The following is a 17986-nucleotide window of genomic DNA, read 5'->3' on the forward strand; positions in this document are numbered from 1 at the left end:
CGGTTATAAATCGCGTCTAAATGCGAGGGTTGAGTATTATCACCTAGCTAGATTAAGATAGAAAGCCCGAGAGTAGACTATTTAGTAATAGAATCAGTTAAAAGCGATTCAAATTTCATCACTAAAATGATTGGGGAATAGTTTTGGCCGAAGCGAAGAACATTTTATAATTTTAAAGAGTAACTCAGAGGAAATGAAATAGAAGACCAAAAGTGGTTATCAAAACTAGCTCTAGTTATTTTATTAGTTACTAATAGTTATTTCATCTTCTTGAAAAGATGAGGAGCTAATTTACGGTTATATTGCCAACCATATCTACCTGGTTTTTCGCCTAATTTAGGTGGCTGATAAACCGCTTTAACGCGCTTTTTACCGTAATCAGGATTAAGTACACTGTAAATCTGAAGCACATTCTTCACATATTGCTTGGTCTCTTTATACGGTGGAATACCTTTATATCTGTCTACTGCGCCCTCGCCAGCGTTATAGGCTGCAACTGCCTTTTTGATATCTCCTTTATATCTATCGAGCAAAAATTTCAGATACTTTACACCAGCACGAATATTCTGCTGTGGATCATAGCTATCAGTCACGCCGAAACGATCAGCAGTATCAGGAATCAATTGCATCAAACCTTGAGCTCCGGCCGAGGACAACGCTTTTCTTTTAAAACACGATTCAGCAGTGATCACTGATTTGACGAGATTACTATCAACATTATGTTTTTTCGAATATTTAGTGATGTGAGTATCGTATCGATCAGCTTTGGCATGTACCTGCTGAGCATTCCAGCTTATACAATTATCGGGAAAGTTTAATTTGGGAGGGACTTTTGCTGTAACTTTTTTACCCGTATTCTGCATGGGTTGGGGTTTGACTGCAGCAGTTCCACGCACAACGGTGTTATTACGTGTTAAATTCAACATCGCCAATTTCATGTTTTGATCAATAATTGGTGGTTTTGCAGGACTAGCACCCACAGCCGGAAGTATGCTAAAACTAACTAACATGAAAATAGATAATTGTTTGTAAAATTTTAAAAACATTATTTGGGGGCTAGGTAGCTTTATTGGTTAGGCAGAATCTAAAACGTAAATTAGGGAGTACTTATATTATAGTGTACTTTCCCCATAAAAAGTTCGATTACTCGCCCTTTAGTCAAATCGACCTATTTCAGCTAAAACAGAAGTTGCATAGCAACCTGCAGGCAAAGTAAACGATAATTCAACCGCACTTCCAGTTTCATCAGCGCTGTTATCTTTATCTATATAGGTGTAACTCAGATTTTCAACACTAAGTCGCATGGCGCGCCGTTCCTGTTTTAAACCATTTCTTTCCAGCCCGTCACACAAGCTTTTAAAGGTATCAGCTATAGCTGTTTCCATTAATAGCGTTTCATCCTGAGATGCCAAACGCCCTCTGCCCCACAAAGCAGCCGTTGGATGCAAATCATGCTTTTCTACCCGTTGAATAATCTCATCGCTCAATGCCTCATAAAAGCATGATTTAGAACCATTCAACATGTACACATCGCCTTCAACAGCTTTGTTCCAGTTATCAGCCTCAATACGCGCCGAAAGAATATGATTGAAAATCCACGAACGCGCTGAAGATAAATAAATACTACGTTTAGCGCGGTCTTTAATCTTAAATTCACCGGCAAACCATTTTTCGGCTCTTTCGATATTGTAATTATTATGACCAAAACGTTGTGCACCAAAATAATTAGGCACACCCTGTTGTTTGATACGCTCAATGGTTGCTGCTAACTCTGATTCTTCGCCTTTGAAATCGCTTAGCTTCAAAGTAAATTTATTACCAATCAGCGCCCCACGCTTGAGCTTTTTATCATGACGTTTCTCTGCTAAAACTTCTACCGATTCTGGAAGTAACGCCTGCCAATCAGGCGCTTCTCGTCCTGGCATTTGCACGCTAAACCATTGCGTTGTTACCGCATTGCGATCTTTTAAACCTGCATAACTCACATCCCGACGTGGAACACCAGCCGCTTTCGCTAACAAGCCACCCACCCAGTCAGTATTCTCACCAGTTTTTTTGATGTGCAACCACACGTGTTCACCAATGCCCGACGGTGAAAATTGCTGAATCTCATCTACCTGAAAATCAGACGCAGTACTGCGAATACGCCCGGAAAGCGTGCTGTTTTTATTTACCTTAGTAAAGTTTACTTTTTCAATGTGATTCATGGGCATGGAGTATATATATTCACAAAGAAATAGTTGTAAATTATTATCCTATATTCCGACAAATATAATTTTAAATTAAGCGAATTATTTTTGTTGCCATTATTGCAATCTAACTCTATATTTTCCGTTTTTTCAGGTCACAAATATTTAGATTTGTAAGGTATCAATTATGACTAAAGTAGTAATTATCGGGGCTGGTGGTGTTGGCGGTGTTGTTACCCATAAGTGCGCTCAATTACCCACTGTATTTACAGATATCGTATTAGCTAGTCGAACCCTTAGTAAATGCGACGCAATCGCAGAACAAGTGCTAAAAAACTACGAAGTGAAGATTAGCACTGCACAAGTTGACGCTGACAATGTACCTGAATTGACTCAGTTTCTAATCCAGGAAAGACCCAAGTTAGTCATTAATGTTGCCTTACCTTATCAAGACCTTACCATTATGGATGCTTGTCTGGCTGCTGGTGTTCATTATATGGATACAGCAAATTATGAGCCTGAGGATACTGCAAAGTTTGAATACAAATGGCAATGGGCCTATCAGGAAAAGTTTGAAAAAGCAGGTCTTATGGCACTTTTGGGGTCTGGTTTTGACCCGGGTGCTACTAACGTATTTACAGCTTATCTAGCCAAACACTACTTTGATGAAATTCAACAGCTAGACATTATCGACGTCAATGGCGGTGACCATGGTCATCCGTTTGCGACAAACTTTAATCCTGAGATAAACATTAGAGAAGTCACTGCAGAATGCAGACATTGGGAAAATGGAGATTTTGTCGAAACAGAAGCGATGTCTAAGAAAGCCTCGTTTGAATGCCCAGAGGCAGTGGGCACTTATAATATTTATCGCATGTACCATGAAGAATTGGAGTCACTGACAAAGCATTTTCCTACTATCAAGAAAGCGCAATTCTGGATGAGCTTTTCAGAGAACTATCTAAACCATTTACGTGTTTTAGAAGGCATCGGCATGACCAGCATCGAACCAGTAATGCATAACGGACAAGAGATTATTCCACTTCAATTTCTTAAATCAATATTGCCAGAACCGGCAAGTCTTGGGCCACGTACCGTGGGTCGAACCTGTATCGGCTGTATCGTTAAGGGCGTTAAAGATGGCAAAGAGGTAACCCAATACATTTATAATATCTGTGACCATCAGGCTTGCTACGCCGAAGTGCAGTCTCAAGCGATTTCTTACACCACCGGCGTTCCAGCCATGATCGGCGCAAAATTGATGCTCGAAGATAAATGGATGAAGCCAGGGGTATGGAATATTGAACAAATGGACCCTGATCCATTTATGGATGATATGAATCAGTACGGCTTGCCATGGACGGTGATTGAGCTAACACAAGATAAAATATTGTGAGCCCAAGCGAGGATCAGAGTATAAAAGATTATTTCCAACACTTTGATCCAACACGAGTTACCTCCCCCTGTTTTGTAGTCGATCGGCAAGCCATTGAGGATAACCTACGCATTTTAAAAAGAGTGCAGACTGAAAGCGGCGCCAAAGTGCTCGCGGCACTTAAAGCATTTTCTTTTTGGAAACTTGCGCCTTTAACCCTTGAATATTTATCCGGTACTTGCTCAAGTGGTTTACACGAAGCGCGCCTAGCCTATGAAGAATACAGGGGCAAGGGTTTAGATGGAGAAGTTCACACTTATTCAGCGGCATTCAAAGACGAAGAATTTCCAGAAATACTGAGAATTTCGGATCATGTGGTTTTTAATTCATTTTCTCAATGGCATCGTTTACAGCCATTAATTTCAGAAGCTAAAAAAGCACATCATTTACCAAAATTTGGATTGCGCATAAACCCTGAACATTCTGAGGGTAGCGTTGATTTATATGACCCTTGCGCAAATCAATCCCGGTTGGGAATTACTATCAGTGAATTTCATGCAGATCAGTTAATCGGTTCTTCTGGAGCACAGATTACTGGTTTACACTTTCATACGCTGTGCGAGCAGGATTTTCTTCCTTTAAAACGAACCCTGGAAAGCATCGAAAATAATTTTTCAGATACATTGAAACAAATGGAATGGGTCAATTTTGGGGGTGGACACCACATAACAAGACCTGACTACCAAATATCTGATTTGATTGAATGCATAAAAAACTTTAGTCAAAAATATCAAGTACAGGTTTATATTGAGCCAGGTGAAGCTGTCGCTATCAACACAGGGGGACTTGTTTGTGAAGTATTGGACATTATTCAAAACAATGGCGAAATAGCCATACTGGATACTTCTGCTACCTGTCATATGCCTGACACACTGGAGATGCCTTACAGAGCGGATATACGAGGTGCCGGTCAACCTTATGAGAAAGCACACACCTATCGATTAGGTGGCATGACCTGTTTAGCGGGAGATATCATGGGGGACTACAGTTTTGGCGCCCCTCTAGAAATTGGGCAACGCCTGATCTTCGAAGACATGGCACATTACACAATGGTCAAAACATCCACATTCAATGGCATAGGCTTGCCCTCATTAGCGCTTTGGGATTCCAGTACCGATGAATTGGAAATTGTTAAATCCTTTACTTACGACGACTTTAAAAACAGATTATCCTGAAAATGAACAGTAATGACTTAAACACCACTTCGAATGATCCTGATTACCCGATATTTCTAGGTTCAGAAATTGACCAGGGACTTCCTGAAGAATCCTTTTTTCATATTATTCCAGTTCCGTTCGAACGCTCTGTATCCTATGGTGGAAATACCGCGCTTGGGCCTTCCAGTATCATGCATGCTTCCTGGCAGTTAGAAGTCTGGGAAGGTAAAAGCAAACCCACTGAGTTAGGTATTCATAGCACCAAAGTTGTTGACTGTAGTGTCGATGCTGATCAGGTGATGAAAAATATTGCTAATCAGGTGAAACAAAGCTTAGATGTCCACGCTATGCCTGTAGTTATTGGTGGCGAACATTCTGTCACTTACGGTGTTATTAAAGGTTATCTTGATGCCGGATTTACAGATTTTGGGGTGGTACAAATTGATGCTCACGCAGATCTACGTGATGCCTACGAAGGTGACCCTTTGAGCCATGCATCCGCCATGAAAAGAATAGTCGACTTGGATATTCCGCTTTATCAATTAGGCATTCGCGCATTCTGCGAAGAAGAAATACAGACCCGAATTGACTACAATGTTCATCATCGTGATGCCGATGATATTGTCGCAAATAATATCCAGGAAATTACATTGCCAGAAGACTTCCCAAAAAAGGTCTTTTTCACGGTAGATATTGATGGTATCGACCCATCCATTTTTCCTTCCACAGGCACACCTGTCCCAGGTGGACTCAGCTGGTATCAAACTCTTAATCTTTTTGAATCTGTAGTGAAGCAACGAGAAATTATTGGTTTCGACTTGATGGAATTTGCCCCAATCGAAGGGTTCCATGCCTATGATTTTGCCGCAGCCCAACTACTTTATAAATTCATGGGCATCGTCCAGAGAAATCGTTAACAGGTATAAAATGTGAAGCAATTATTATCCCAAACACAGTGGACAAGTAAAGATTCTGTAGAACTTTATGGCATTAATCGCTGGGGTCTAGATTATTTTGATATAGCAGATAATGGGGATGTTGTTGTTAATGCAAACCTTGAAAATGGCGAATCTCATCAAGTCTCTTTAAAGCATATTAGCGAAGGACTCCAACAAAGAGGCTTGGATATGCCAATTATGCTTCGATTGGATAATCTAGTCGATAAGCGTATAGATGAATTGAATCTGGGTTTTCAAAAAGCCATCGATGAACTTGATTATCAGGGAAAATACCAAGGTGTTTTCCCTATCAAAGTAAACCAACAAAGTCAGGTCATCAAAGAAATTGTTAAATATGGTGAAAAGTACGATTACGGGCTTGAAGCGGGTAGTAAAGCGGAATTACTAATTGCTATTTCCACCCTTAAAAATCGTAAAAGCCTGATCATTTGCAATGGTTATAAAGACGCTGAATTTATTGATCTGGGCTTACAAGCGATCAGACTCGGTTTTAAATGCTTTTTTGTAATGGAGACCCCCAAAGAACTGCAGTTAATTCTTGAAAGAAGCGAGTTTTGGGGAGTAAATCCATTACTAGGCATGAGGCTTAAACTATCCACAAAAGTGGATGGCCAATGGACAAATGACAGTGGTGATAGAAGTTTATTTGGCTTAACAACCAACCAGATCATTAATGTCATTGACGATTTAAAAGCTGTTGGAAAAATAGATTGTCTGAAGCTATTGCATTATCACCTAGGTTCTCAAATACCCAATATTAGAAACATAAGAGATGGTATCCGTGAAGCAACTCGTTACTACATCAACATGGTTGATGAAGGTGTAAAACTTGAATATATAGACCTTGGTGGTGGCCTAGCCGTTGATTATGACGGTACTGGTAACGGTGATTTTAGTAGAAACTATAGTGTTGAAGAATACTGTATCGACATCATTGAAGGACTAAAAGAGTCTCTAGACCGGTTTGAAATCCCTCACCCTATTGTTATTACCGAATCAGGCAGAGCAACAGTAGCTCCTATGTCTGTGTTGCTATTCAATATCATCGATGTAAATACGTTTGAGCCCCAAGAAGTCAAAATAGAATCAGAAGATCACCATGAATCTATTACATCATTACTAGAAACTATTGAAGGTATTGACTTAAAGAATTTACAGGAAAGCTATAATGATGCGCTCTACTATAGAGATCAAACGCAAGAAGCTTTTCGTCGTGGATTAATCACACTGAGAGAACGCGCTATTGGAGAAAACCTATACCTCTCCATCCTACAAAAAGTATTATCGCTAGTTCCACAATTAAAATACCCATCAGATGACTTGCAAACGTTAGATTACAAACTTGCAGATATTTACTATGGGAACTTCAGTGTATTTCAGTCTTTACCTGATGCCTGGGCTATCGGACAAATTTTCCCGGTCATCCCTATCCATCGCTTAGATACAAAACCTACGAGACAAGCCGTCATTGCCGATTTAACTTGTGATTGTGATGGCAAATTAGATAATTTTTGTGGCATGGGTAGCAATGAAAAGACACTACCCCTGCATCACAAAGAGCCGTCTGAGGAATATATATTAGGCGTTTTTCTGGTAGGCGCTTATCAAGAAACATTAGGTGACTTACATAATCTATTTGGTGATACCAATGTGGCCAGTGTAAGAATTGTTGAAAACGGAATAATTGAATACGTCAATGAGATTGAAGGCGACAGTATTTCTGATGTTTTAAGCTACGTTGAATACGAGCCACAAGACTTATATAAAAGTTTTCGATCTACCGCAGAACTCGCCGTTAGCGAAAACCGAATTAGCATCCAGGAAAGACAGACAATGCTGAAATTATTCAAAGAAAGTCTGACCGGGTATACCTATTTTGAACAATAAAGTTAAGCAGCTATCCCAGTAAATTAATTTAAATCTGAGTAACTGCTTATCATGCTCTTATAGATAACTATAATCATTGCTGCTTTAAATAAATATTGTCACCCCCCTACTTTCAGGCACTTTTTTGATACTGACAATTAATACAAAGACTAAATAATTCAGACTGTTTAATAGAGGAGGCAACGGTTTATTAATATACTGATTCGGTATAGTATAAAAATAGTCCTACCCCTAGCTGTTTTTACTATCAAACTTCCACTATTAAAAATTGTTAGAATACTTTAACTTTAAAATAAGTGCCTAAAAGTCCGGGGGTGCCATTCATGTCAACTAAGTTATCAACGTCTTCTGCTGAATAGAGAAAACTATACAGAAATAACAATGCAAATTTATTTATTATGGTCAGCAGTCTTGGTAAGTATCATTACTTTTATCATTCATACCTTTGTTGGTGGCCCTCGTGTGGCGAAACCATTACTTGAAAGTAAAGAATTACCGATAGCATCAAAATGGCTTAATTATTACACATGGCATATAACAACCATCTTCACTTTATTGATGGGTGGCGGATACGGCTATGTTGCATTAAACCCTGACAAACCTGAACTAGTCGTTTTTTTAACTCTACTTACAGGTGCATTTTCTATACTAAGTGCAAGTGTTGCGATTAAAGGAAAAATTAATCCCTTTCGATTTCCTTCCACCTCTCTTTTTGCTGTGGTTTGTTTATTAGGGTTAGCGAGTTTAGTCGTCACTTCATAACAAAGACATTTACAATCAAGTTTCATTTCCGAACCTATCATTTTTAGATTGCGATAAAACAAAGGAATAGCAGTAGTAAAAATACAATCGAAAAGTCAGCAAGAGACTTGGTATGGGTACTGTGTTTATAATCAATCCGAGTTTTAAGTATTACGCCACAAAATGACTGCACTTTTTTTCAACAACTAAATAACAACAAATAGATAACAAGGAATCCGAATGCTTAAATCTTTCGCCAAAACAATGTTGAAACTCATTGGCTGGAAACTTGATATTGTTTTGCCTAAAGAAAAGAAATTCGTTCTGATAGGTGCTCCGCATACCAGTAACTGGGACTTTCCACTCGCTCTTCTCACCTTCTGGACACTCGATTTAAAAATCCACTGGGTCGCCAAAATACAGATGTTCTGGGGACCTTTGTATTATTTGTTTACTGCGCTAGGCGGCATACCCGTTGATAGAAAAAGCTCAACGGGTTTCATTGATCAGATAACGAAAAGATTCGAAGAATCCGATGAAATGGTGCTCACTATTTCCCCTGAGGGAACCCGTTCAAGAACGGATCACTGGAAAAGTGGTTTTTATCATATTGCCCAATCAGCCAATGTGCCGATTTGTATGGCTTATATCGATTACAGTAAGCGCACCATGGGATTTACTCAGGTTTTGTATCCAAGTGGCGACATAGATGCTGATATGGAAATTATCGCTAAGTTCTATGAAGGCATAAAAGGTAAACGACCACAGAATCAGGGACCTGTTCTAATTCAAAAGAAGCAGACGTAGAAGTAAAAGTGAGTTCACCCCCCTACTTTTATCCGGTTTTTCGTTTGGTGTTTTTAACATTAAACTCGATGATATGTTTTTAGCATTAGCCACTTTTTATTCGCTTAATAAATAGGACTGAATTAGATCCCAGCTAGATTCACCTTCCAACTTAATTACTTTATCTCTCATCCCTAACCAACCTTGTAATCCGCCACTATGCACCATTGTAATGGATGTGCCTTTTTCAAATTGACCATCAGTTAGCTGTTCGACTAGCCGCCTGCACATTTTGCTAGTGTAAATGGGATCTAGCAAGATTCCTGTTTGTTCTAACCAGTCTAGAATAAACTCGAGATGTGTTTCATCAAACTTGGCGTATCCGCCATAATCTGCCTGTTCTATCGAATACTCATTGGCTTGTATCTCTTCCTTATTAATGAAAGATGAAATCCGCTGCTCAAGAGACTGATCTTTTAAAACGGCATAAGAAATGGCTTGCTGAGTTTCTTCAAGCCCACAAACCAAACCCGCAAAACTCGCACCTGTTCCACTGGCTATGGTAAAAATATCACTTCTATGCTGTGCATTAATATCTTTGGTTAATGTTGCACAGCCCGCTATCGCCAACTGGCTACTGCCACCTTCAGGAATTATTAAAGCGAGTGGATAACGCTTCTGGAGTTCGGCTAAATAGTTTTCACCATGTCTTAGCTGGTATTCTTTTCGGGTGACAAACTCCAGCGCCATACCGGCGTTACGCGCCGCAGTTAACGTTGGATTGCTTGCATATTCTTGCTCACCACGAATAATTCCAACACTTTGAAGCCCATAATCTTTCGCCATTAATGCCAGCGCATGAATATGATTAGAAAAAGCACCTCCGAAGCTAACTAGCTGTTTTATATCATTGGCTATAGCGTATTCGAAATGTGGTTTTAACTTGTAAAATTTATTACCACTGGCCAAAGGATGTATTCGGTCAGCGCGTGCCATAAACAGCTTCACGCCTGACTTCTTCGCAGCTGCTATCTCAACACTTTCAATATTTAAATTTTGTGGTTGCATATACCTATTGATCATAAGTATTTTTCATGACCAAGTCCTTATAAAGATTATGTAATTTGACAGAACGGTTAATTAGGGTATTTTAATCCTTGATACACAATAATAAAAAATACATTTACAAAGATGTAAGTTATAAAATAATTTAAACCAATATACGAAATATTTCAGGAACAGGAGACTGCTTTATGCAAAGAACAACGTTAATAAAAGCTTCACTTTTAAGCACATGCGTTTTATTTTCAGCGGCGACTATAGCTGATGATGAAGCTGGAAAGAAAACATACGACGACGCCTGTAAGGTTTGCCATGAAGCAGGTATCGCAGGATCACCTAAATTTGGAGATGCTGAAGCCTGGGCACCGCGTATTGCTACAGGTTTGGAGGCACTATATACAACATCGCTGAATGGTAAAGGAGCGATGCCTGCTAAAGGCGGCCGTGCTGATATTTCGGATGAAAATGTAAAAGCAGCGGTTGATTATATGGTTAAAAACGCTTCTCCAAAACTATAACCATTCTTAATACGAATAGATAATAACAAGTTAAAAACAGAAAGGCGGCATTTTTTGCTGCCTTTTTTAATGCTTATTAAACTTAGCATTAGATAAGCTTTGCATTAGATCGGAATAATATTTTTGTATTCCTATTTGTATCCCTAAAGGCAAATACACAGCTTAAAATATTTGATGTAGAGTCATGCAAATAAACAATACTCGCACCGCTACGTATACAACACAAACATAAGGAATTATTCTATGGCACGTCAAACAGACCTCATTGCACCTTCAATCCTTTCTGCTGATTTTGCTCGTTTGGGTGAAGAAGTCGATAACGTCATAAAGTCAGGTGCGGATGTTGTGCATTTTGATGTAATGGATAATCACTACGTGCCTAATCTCACCATCGGTCCTTTGGTTTGTGATGCCTTACGTAAACACGGTGTGACTGCTGAAATTGATGTACATCTTATGGTTAAGCCAGTGGATAGAATCATTCCTGATTTTGCAGAAGCAGGTGCCAGCTATATTTCTTTTCATCCAGAAGCATCAGAGCACGTCGATCGTACCCTGCAAATGATTCGTGAATTAGGTTGTAAAGCAGGTTTAGTGTTCAATCCTGCAACGTCTTTAGATGTTCTGGAATACGTGATGGATAAAGTCGATCTGATTTTATTGATGTCAGTAAACCCGGGCTTTGGTGGTCAAAGCTTTATTCATTCAACGCTGACTAAGCTTAAGCAATGCAGAAAATTAATTGACGATTCTGGTTACGATATCCGTCTTGAAGTGGATGGTGGTGTTAAAGACAACAACATCAAAGAAATCAAAGAAGCCGGTGCGGACATGTTCGTCGCGGGTTCTGCGATCTTCGGTGCAGCTAATCCGGATGATGCCAATGATTATGAAACAATCTGTGGCAAGTTCCGCGAGCAATTAGCTGCAGCTAAGGTTTAAACGCCTCAATGATAGTCTTTTAAGTCACCCCCCTACTTTTAGCCACTTTTTATCTAAACAGATTAAAAGTGGCTACATTAAACATTAGCAATCATTAGCCAATATTTGTAAACACTAGCGAGTTTCACTATGAGTAAAACATTTTCACCTGAATTAATCATGATTGATGTTGATGGTACATTGGTAGATTCAGTGCCAGACCTCTCATGGTGTCTCGATGAAACGTTAAAAAAAGTAGGACTTCCACCACGCGGTGAAGCGGCGGCACGTAAATGGGTGGGTAATGGTGTTATCCGAATCGTCGAACGCGGTATCGCTAATGATTTAGATGCGCCACACGATGAAGCTATCTTCAAAGATGCTATGCCCATTTTCAGAGAACTTTACGCAGAAAACACATCAAAACGCAGCAAGCTCTATCCTGGAGTACGTGAAGGTGTCGATTACCTAAAATCTACCGGTATCAAAATCGGTTGTATCACTAATAAGGATGAACAATTCACTCACCCTATTTTAAAGGACTTAGGATTGTGGAATGATTTTGAAATTGTTATCAGTGGCGATACTCTGGAAAAGAAAAAACCTGATCCACTCCCGCTATTACATGGTGCAAAAATGCTTGGGGTTAAACCAGAAAACTCTTTGATGTTAGGTGATTCGACATCAGACGTAAAAGCGGCTCGCGCTGCCGGTTTTGAGATTATCTGCATGTCTTATGGTTATAACCATGGCGATGATATTCGGGATTCGAACCCTGATGCGGTGATTGACTCGATGACGGAGTTACGCGACATGATAAAACCTCGGTAATCCAGCCTACTCTGGTCTGAAACTCATCACTACGTTTACTATCTTTTCACTCAGCCAATCCTTTGGCTGTTTACTACTTGCTGATTGATTAAAAAGCGAGTTAAAATACCCCCCATGTTAAATACCTCTATAAATCGTCACTGGCTTTGGATATAGCGTCTTTTGAAAAAAAGACAGTTGTACGCTTATTTATTCGTAATAAATTAATACCAATGCACATACATTTATATCAGGTTTAACCATGAACAAATCACAATTCGAAGCTTACCTTTCTGAAGGTTACAATCGCGTACCTCTAGTTCGCGAAATACTCGCTGATCTAGACACCCCTTTAAGTACCTACCTCAAACTCGCCAATGGCCCGTATTCTTATTTATTTGAATCCGTCCAAGGTGGAGAGAAATGGGGTCGTTATTCAATTATTGGCCTACCCGCCAAAACGATTATTAAAGTCACGGATAGAGATGTTGACGTTATCACCGATGGTGAAACCGTTTCCTCTGAAACTGTCAGTGATCCTCTAGAATGGATTGAAAACTACAAAGACAGCATCAAAGTCCCTGAAATCGAAGGCATGCCGCGTTTTAATGGTGGCTTAGTCGGTTACTTTGGCTATGAAACGATTCGTTATATAGAGCCAAAACTATCAGGTGTGGAAGCAGAATCAAAACCTGATCCGATTGATACGCCCGATATACTACTGATGCTTTCAGAAGAAGTAGTCATCTTCGATAACCTGAATGGCATTCTTTCGGTAATCGTACATGCCAGTGATGGAGAGTACGAAGAGGCAGAAAGTCGACTCGATTACTTAAGCAATAAACTGCAAGAACCACTGACTTTATACAATCCGGTAAGTAATCCCAAGACCATTACCGAAGATGATTTTGTCTCTGGTTTCACCAAAGAAGGTTTTGAAGAAGCCGTTGAGAAAACACGTGAATACATCAAAGCCGGCGATGCCATGCAAGTGGTGCTTTCACAACGTCTGAGTATTCCCTTTGAAGCGCCACCAATAGATTTATATCGTTCCTTACGATCGTTCAATCCATCCCCTTATATGCACTTTATGAATCTGGATTCTTTTCAGATTGTGGGTTCATCACCCGAGATTTTAGTACGCCTTGATAATGGTGAAATCACTGTTAGACCGATTGCTGGTACGCGTAAACGCGGCCACGATAAAGTCAAAGATCTGGCTATGGAAAAAGAATTACTCAATGATCCTAAAGAACTCGCCGAACATTTAATGCTGATTGATTTAGGGCGAAATGATGCGGGCCGAGTAAGTCAGACTGGATCTGTGCGCCTCACCAATAAAATGGGAATTGAGCGTTATTCTCACGTCATGCATATCGTTTCAAATGTCGTCGGTAAATTATTACCTGACATGTCTGCGATTGACGTGCTTCGTGCGACATTCCCTGCGGGTACAGTAAGCGGCGCACCTAAAATTCGCGCAATGGAAATCATCGATGAATTAGAACCCGTAAAACGTGGTATTTATTCGGGTGCTATCGGTTACCTGGCATGGAATGGTAATATGGATACTGCGATTGCAATCCGTACTGGTGTGATTAAAGATGAGACCTTACACATTCAGGCAGGTGCCGGCATAGTTTATGATTCTGTTCCGGAAATGGAATGGATGGAAACCATGAATAAAGCACGCGCCATTTTCAAAGCAGTCAGCCAGGCAGCTGCTGGTTTAGACAGACTTCACAAGTAAGGAGAACGACATGATTCTAATGATAGATAATTACGACTCCTTTACCTACAACCTGGTGCAATACCTGGGTGAATTAGGCGCTGAAGTCGTTGTAAAACGTAATGATCAAATCACCATTGAAGACATTGAAGCACTCGCACCAGAAAGAATAATGATTTCTCCCGGTCCTTGTACTCCCACAGAAGCCGGTATTTCTCTGGCTGTCATCGAACATTTTAAAGGCAAGCTACCAATTTTTGGCGTGTGTCTAGGCCATCAATCAATCGGTCAGCAATTTGGCGGCAACATTATTCGCGCCAAAGAAATCATGCACGGCAAAACCTCTGATATTTATCACAAAGGCACGGGCATTTTTAAAGGCCTACCGAATCCATTCAAGGCGACGCGCTATCACTCTCTGGTTATCGAAAAAGAAACATTACCCGATTCGCTAGAAGTGATTGCATGGACCCAGGATGATAACGGAGAACTTGATGAAATCATGGGTGTGCGACATAAAGAACTCGCGATTGAAGGCGTTCAGTTCCATCCAGAATCTATTCTGACGGAAAATGGTCACGATATGTTGCAAAACTTTCTTAATATGTGATTGATAGATAATTAGAATGTCTGAAACTACCCTATCATCACCGACAAAAATACGATCCCGCCTATTAGCTATTTTTTACGATAGTTTGATCGTATTTTTCGCCATCATTATTTCAACTTTAATCATTCAGCAGGTCATCATTAGCTCTGGATTAGTGGCCTTGCAGCAACTACAAATTAGTGAAACTGAAACTATTACCACCATCCCAACAGGTAGTCTTACTAACTTGTTCTTAAAAAGCTTATGGCTGATTGTGAGTTTTCTTTATTTTGGTTACTTCTGGACCAAACGTGGACAAACGCCCGGAATGCGCGTCTGGAAAATAAAAGTCGTCAATAAACATAATGGACTGATCTCATGGTCTGAATCTTTAGTTCGTTATGTCACTGCACTTTTTGGTCTGGGGCTATTGTTAATACCTTTTAATAAACCACGTCAGGCAGTACAGGACATCATGAGCAAAACGACTCTGATTAATATATAAATAAAGTGATACAAGACCCTTTAACAGAGCTACCAGCTGAAAATACGAGAAGCGAAAATTACTACTGGGGATTTTGGGCAACTTTAGCTTTAACCATCCTCATTTTTATCGTCTTTTCTATATTTCAATCATTGTTCTTAGTAGCCTATGTGTTAGTGATTGAAGGCGTTTCGATAGGTGATGCTTTTCAATCTGATTCAACCGTAGGCTTAGATAACTTACTCAAAAACTACGCTTTAAACGGTGATGCCATAAGTATTTCACAAATACCTTCGGCAATCATAGGTATCGCTTTAGTTATTTTGTTTGTATTTATTCGTCTTAACACTATCCGTAAAACTACAGGCGTTAATACTTTTGGCATTAAAGAATACCTAGGTTTTCACAAGCCGACACTCAAGCATGTACTACAGTTTTTAGGGTTGATGATTCTAGCCATGGTGCTGATGGAAGCGATCAATATCTGGCTAGATCGACCCACGCCTGAATTCATGACTCGCTTATATTCGAGTACCAATAACTTACCATTACTCTGGATTGCAGTTGGTATATCAGCACCTATTTTTGAGGAAATCCTTTTCCGTGGTTTCTTTTTTGAAGGTCTACGTAACAGTGTTTTTGGTACTTTAGGCGCGATACTACTGACATCCGCCACCTGGGCTATCATTCACATGCAATATGGCTGGTTTGAAATTATCAGCATTTTCCTTATCGGTATTCTATTAGCCATTGCCAAACTCAAGACTAAATCACTTTATATTCCAATCGCTATGCATATGTTAATGAATTTAACCGCAAGCCTCGGCATGGAACTGGGTTTATAATAATCAGAAATTAGCTTATGAAACACTCAATGTCTCATAAGCGCCCCTAATTTACCAACACTGGTTTTATGTTAAGCATTGGATAAAAAAAAGAATATCCACCAAGTTCTTTCTACTATAATCGACCAGATATTGATTTGTTATGGGTGGAAATAACTATGAGTGAACGCGATTCTATAGATGTTGATGTAGTCATTGTTGGTGCCGGACCTGCCGGTTTATCGACTGCAATTCGACTCTCTCAACTGGCTAAAGAAAAAGGACAAGAACTGGCTATTACCGTTCTCGAAAAGGGGGCCGAAGTTGGCGCTCATTCTCTGGCTGGTGCAATCCTGGAAACGCGTGCTCTTGACGAACTCATCCCCGACTGGAAAGACAAAGGCGCACCAATCAGCACCGCAGTCACCGAAGATCATTTCACCTACCTGACAGAAAAAGGCTCGAAGAAATTACCGACGCCACCTTCCATGCATAACGAAGGAAATTACGTCATCAGCATCAGTCGTTTAACCAAATGGTTGGGCGAACAAGCAGAAGCAATGGGCATCGAAATCTACGCAGGTTTTGCTGCGGCAGAAGTTCTTTATGATGAAAACAACAAGGTTGTGGGTGTCGCTACAGGCGAAACAGGTATGGATAAAGAAGGCAATAAAACCCCTTCTTACGACCCGGGAATGGAGTTACGCGCAAAACTTACCATCGTTGCGGAAGGCTGCCGTGGTTCATTGAGTCGCGTATTAATCGATCACTATGACTTGGCGAAAGATTCTTCACCGCAAACATACGGCCTCGGCATCAAAGAAGTTTGGGAAGTTAAACCAGAAAAACACACAATGGGTAAAACATTACATACCATTGGCTGGCCATTAAAGAGCGATACCTACGGCGGTTCTTTCCTCTATCACATGGAAAAGAATCTGGTCGCAGTAGGGTTCGTAGTCGGTCTGGATTATACCAACCCATACCTTAGTCCTTTCGAAGAATTTCAGCGCTTTAAAAATCACCCATCAATTAGACCACTTTTTGAAGATGGCCAACGCCTCAGCTATGGCGCGCGCGCTATCGTAGAAGGCGGTTTACAGTCTCTACCAAAATTAGATTTTCCGGGTGGATTACTGATTGGGGACGCTGCTGGCTTCCTCAATGTAGCGAAAATCAAAGGCATTCATACGGCAATGAAAAGTGGCATGCTAGCTGCAGAAGCGACATTTGCTGCGCTGGAAAAAGACGCATTTGACTCTGTCTCTTATGAAGCGGCTTTCAAAAATTCATGGATGCACGAAGAACTGCACAAAGTACGCAATATACGCCCAGGCTTCAGCAAAGGTTTATTGCTCGGTTTAGCCAACGCAGGCTTAACTGCTTATGTGACTCGCGGTAAAGAGCCATGGACGATGACCCACCATGCGGACCATCTGCAACTGAAGAAGAAAACAGACGTCGAAAAAATCGAATACCCAGCGCCTGACGGAAAAGTCACGTTTGATCGTTTGTCGTCGGTGTATTTATCCAATACGTTCCACGATGAAAACCAGCCGATTCACCTAAAACTGAAAGATCAAAAAATCGCGATTGATACCAATCTTGATCTTTATGATTCACCTGAATCACGTTATTGCCCTGCCGCTGTATACGAGATTGTAGAAGAAGAGGATGGTTCAAAAGCGTTGCTCATCAACTCTCAAAACTGCGTGCATTGTAAAACCTGTGACATCAAAGACCCAACGCAGAATATCGTTTGGACCACACCAGAGAGTGGCGGACCGATGTACAGCAATATGTAATAGCTGATTAACTAATCAGATACTAAAATGCCACAATTTTGAACATCAAGGTTGTGGCATTTTAGTATCTGGATTCGTCATTAAAACTTA

The 17986-nt window shown here is 40.3% G+C and carries 17 protein-coding genes; 14 read left to right on the plus strand and 3 right to left on the minus strand.

The annotated features are described in order from the left end of the window. Positions 1–257: 257 nt before the first annotated feature. Both Q1A31_RS16700 and truD read right to left on the minus strand, forming a co-directional pair. Positions 258–1010 carry a lytic transglycosylase domain-containing protein gene (locus tag Q1A31_RS16700; protein WP_299879393.1) on the minus strand — a complete coding sequence of 251 codons (753 nt, stop codon included), beginning with the start codon at positions 1008–1010 and terminating at the stop codon, positions 258–260. A 144-nt stretch (positions 1011–1154) separates the two neighbouring features. Then, the gene (gene truD / locus Q1A31_RS16705; RefSeq protein ID WP_299879396.1) at positions 1155–2213 is read right to left on the minus strand and encodes a tRNA pseudouridine(13) synthase TruD; all 1059 of its coding nucleotides are present in this window, start codon (positions 2211–2213) and stop codon (positions 1155–1157) included. 163 nt (positions 2214–2376) lie between these two features. Here truD and Q1A31_RS16710 point away from each other — a divergent pair, with 163 nt between their 5' ends. The 6 genes from Q1A31_RS16710 (at position 2377) to Q1A31_RS16735 (ending at position 9175) form a co-directional block, all read left to right on the plus strand. Beyond that, positions 2377–3585, plus strand: coding sequence for a saccharopine dehydrogenase family protein (locus Q1A31_RS16710; RefSeq protein WP_299879399.1), 1209 nt, complete (start codon positions 2377–2379; stop codon positions 3583–3585). Beyond that, entirely contained in the window at positions 3582–4799 is a 1218-nt protein-coding gene (gene nspC, locus Q1A31_RS16715) for a carboxynorspermidine decarboxylase (RefSeq protein WP_299879402.1), read from the plus strand. Before Q1A31_RS16710 ends, nspC begins: the two co-directional genes overlap by 4 nt. 2 nt (positions 4800–4801) lie before the next feature. Then, on the plus strand, positions 4802–5698 hold the full coding sequence (gene speB, locus Q1A31_RS16720) for an agmatinase (RefSeq protein ID WP_299879405.1): 897 nt from the start codon (positions 4802–4804) through the stop codon (positions 5696–5698). 12 nt (positions 5699–5710) lie between these two features. After that, a complete protein-coding gene (speA, locus tag Q1A31_RS16725) occupies positions 5711–7627 on the plus strand; it encodes a biosynthetic arginine decarboxylase (protein ID WP_299879408.1) in 1917 nt (638 codons plus the stop codon). A gap of 381 nt (positions 7628–8008) precedes the next feature. Continuing rightward, positions 8009–8389, plus strand: coding sequence for a hypothetical protein (locus tag Q1A31_RS16730; protein ID WP_299879410.1), 381 nt, complete (start codon positions 8009–8011; stop codon positions 8387–8389). Positions 8390–8608: 219 nt separating this feature from the next. Then, positions 8609–9175 (plus strand): lysophospholipid acyltransferase family protein, encoded by a 567-nt coding sequence (locus tag Q1A31_RS16735; RefSeq protein ID WP_299879413.1) that lies wholly within the window; start codon positions 8609–8611, stop codon positions 9173–9175. Positions 9176–9271: 96 nt separating this feature from the next. Here the strand turns inward: Q1A31_RS16735 and Q1A31_RS16740 are convergent, their stop codons facing one another. Further along, positions 9272–10222 (minus strand): 1-aminocyclopropane-1-carboxylate deaminase/D-cysteine desulfhydrase, encoded by a 951-nt coding sequence (locus tag Q1A31_RS16740; RefSeq protein ID WP_299879416.1) that lies wholly within the window; start codon positions 10220–10222, stop codon positions 9272–9274. 185 nt (positions 10223–10407) lie between these two features. Between Q1A31_RS16740 and Q1A31_RS16745 the strand changes: the two genes are divergently transcribed. The 8 genes from Q1A31_RS16745 (at position 10408) to Q1A31_RS16780 (ending at position 17896) form a co-directional block, all read left to right on the plus strand. Beyond that, positions 10408–10734 (plus strand): cytochrome c5 family protein, encoded by a 327-nt coding sequence (locus tag Q1A31_RS16745; protein ID WP_299879419.1) that lies wholly within the window; start codon positions 10408–10410, stop codon positions 10732–10734. A gap of 243 nt (positions 10735–10977) precedes the next feature. Further along, positions 10978–11676 carry a ribulose-phosphate 3-epimerase gene (gene rpe, locus Q1A31_RS16750; protein WP_299879422.1) on the plus strand — a complete coding sequence of 233 codons (699 nt, stop codon included), beginning with the start codon at positions 10978–10980 and terminating at the stop codon, positions 11674–11676. A 129-nt stretch (positions 11677–11805) separates the two neighbouring features. Then, complete coding sequence (locus tag Q1A31_RS16755; protein ID WP_131905454.1) at positions 11806–12486, plus strand: phosphoglycolate phosphatase; 681 nt, start codon at positions 11806–11808, stop codon at positions 12484–12486. A 241-nt stretch (positions 12487–12727) separates the two neighbouring features. After that, the gene (trpE, locus tag Q1A31_RS16760) at positions 12728–14215 is read left to right on the plus strand and encodes an anthranilate synthase component I (RefSeq protein WP_299879428.1); all 1488 of its coding nucleotides are present in this window, start codon (positions 12728–12730) and stop codon (positions 14213–14215) included. Positions 14216–14225: 10 nt separating this feature from the next. After that, positions 14226–14804 carry an aminodeoxychorismate/anthranilate synthase component II gene (locus tag Q1A31_RS16765; RefSeq protein WP_299879431.1) on the plus strand — a complete coding sequence of 193 codons (579 nt, stop codon included), beginning with the start codon at positions 14226–14228 and terminating at the stop codon, positions 14802–14804. 16 nt (positions 14805–14820) lie between these two features. Further along, entirely contained in the window at positions 14821–15288 is a 468-nt protein-coding gene (locus Q1A31_RS16770) for an RDD family protein (protein WP_299879433.1), read from the plus strand. 5 nt (positions 15289–15293) lie between these two features. Further along, a complete protein-coding gene (locus Q1A31_RS16775; RefSeq protein WP_299879436.1) occupies positions 15294–16112 on the plus strand; it encodes a CPBP family intramembrane glutamic endopeptidase in 819 nt (272 codons plus the stop codon). A gap of 158 nt (positions 16113–16270) precedes the next feature. After that, positions 16271–17896: an electron transfer flavoprotein-ubiquinone oxidoreductase gene (locus tag Q1A31_RS16780; RefSeq protein ID WP_366943042.1), complete on the plus strand. Its 1626-nt coding sequence runs from the start codon at positions 16271–16273 to the stop codon at positions 17894–17896. The last annotated feature ends 90 nt before the right edge of the window (positions 17897–17986 follow it).

Source organism: uncultured Cocleimonas sp. (assembly GCF_947495625.1).
GTDB lineage: Bacteria > Pseudomonadota > Gammaproteobacteria > Thiotrichales > Thiotrichaceae > Cocleimonas.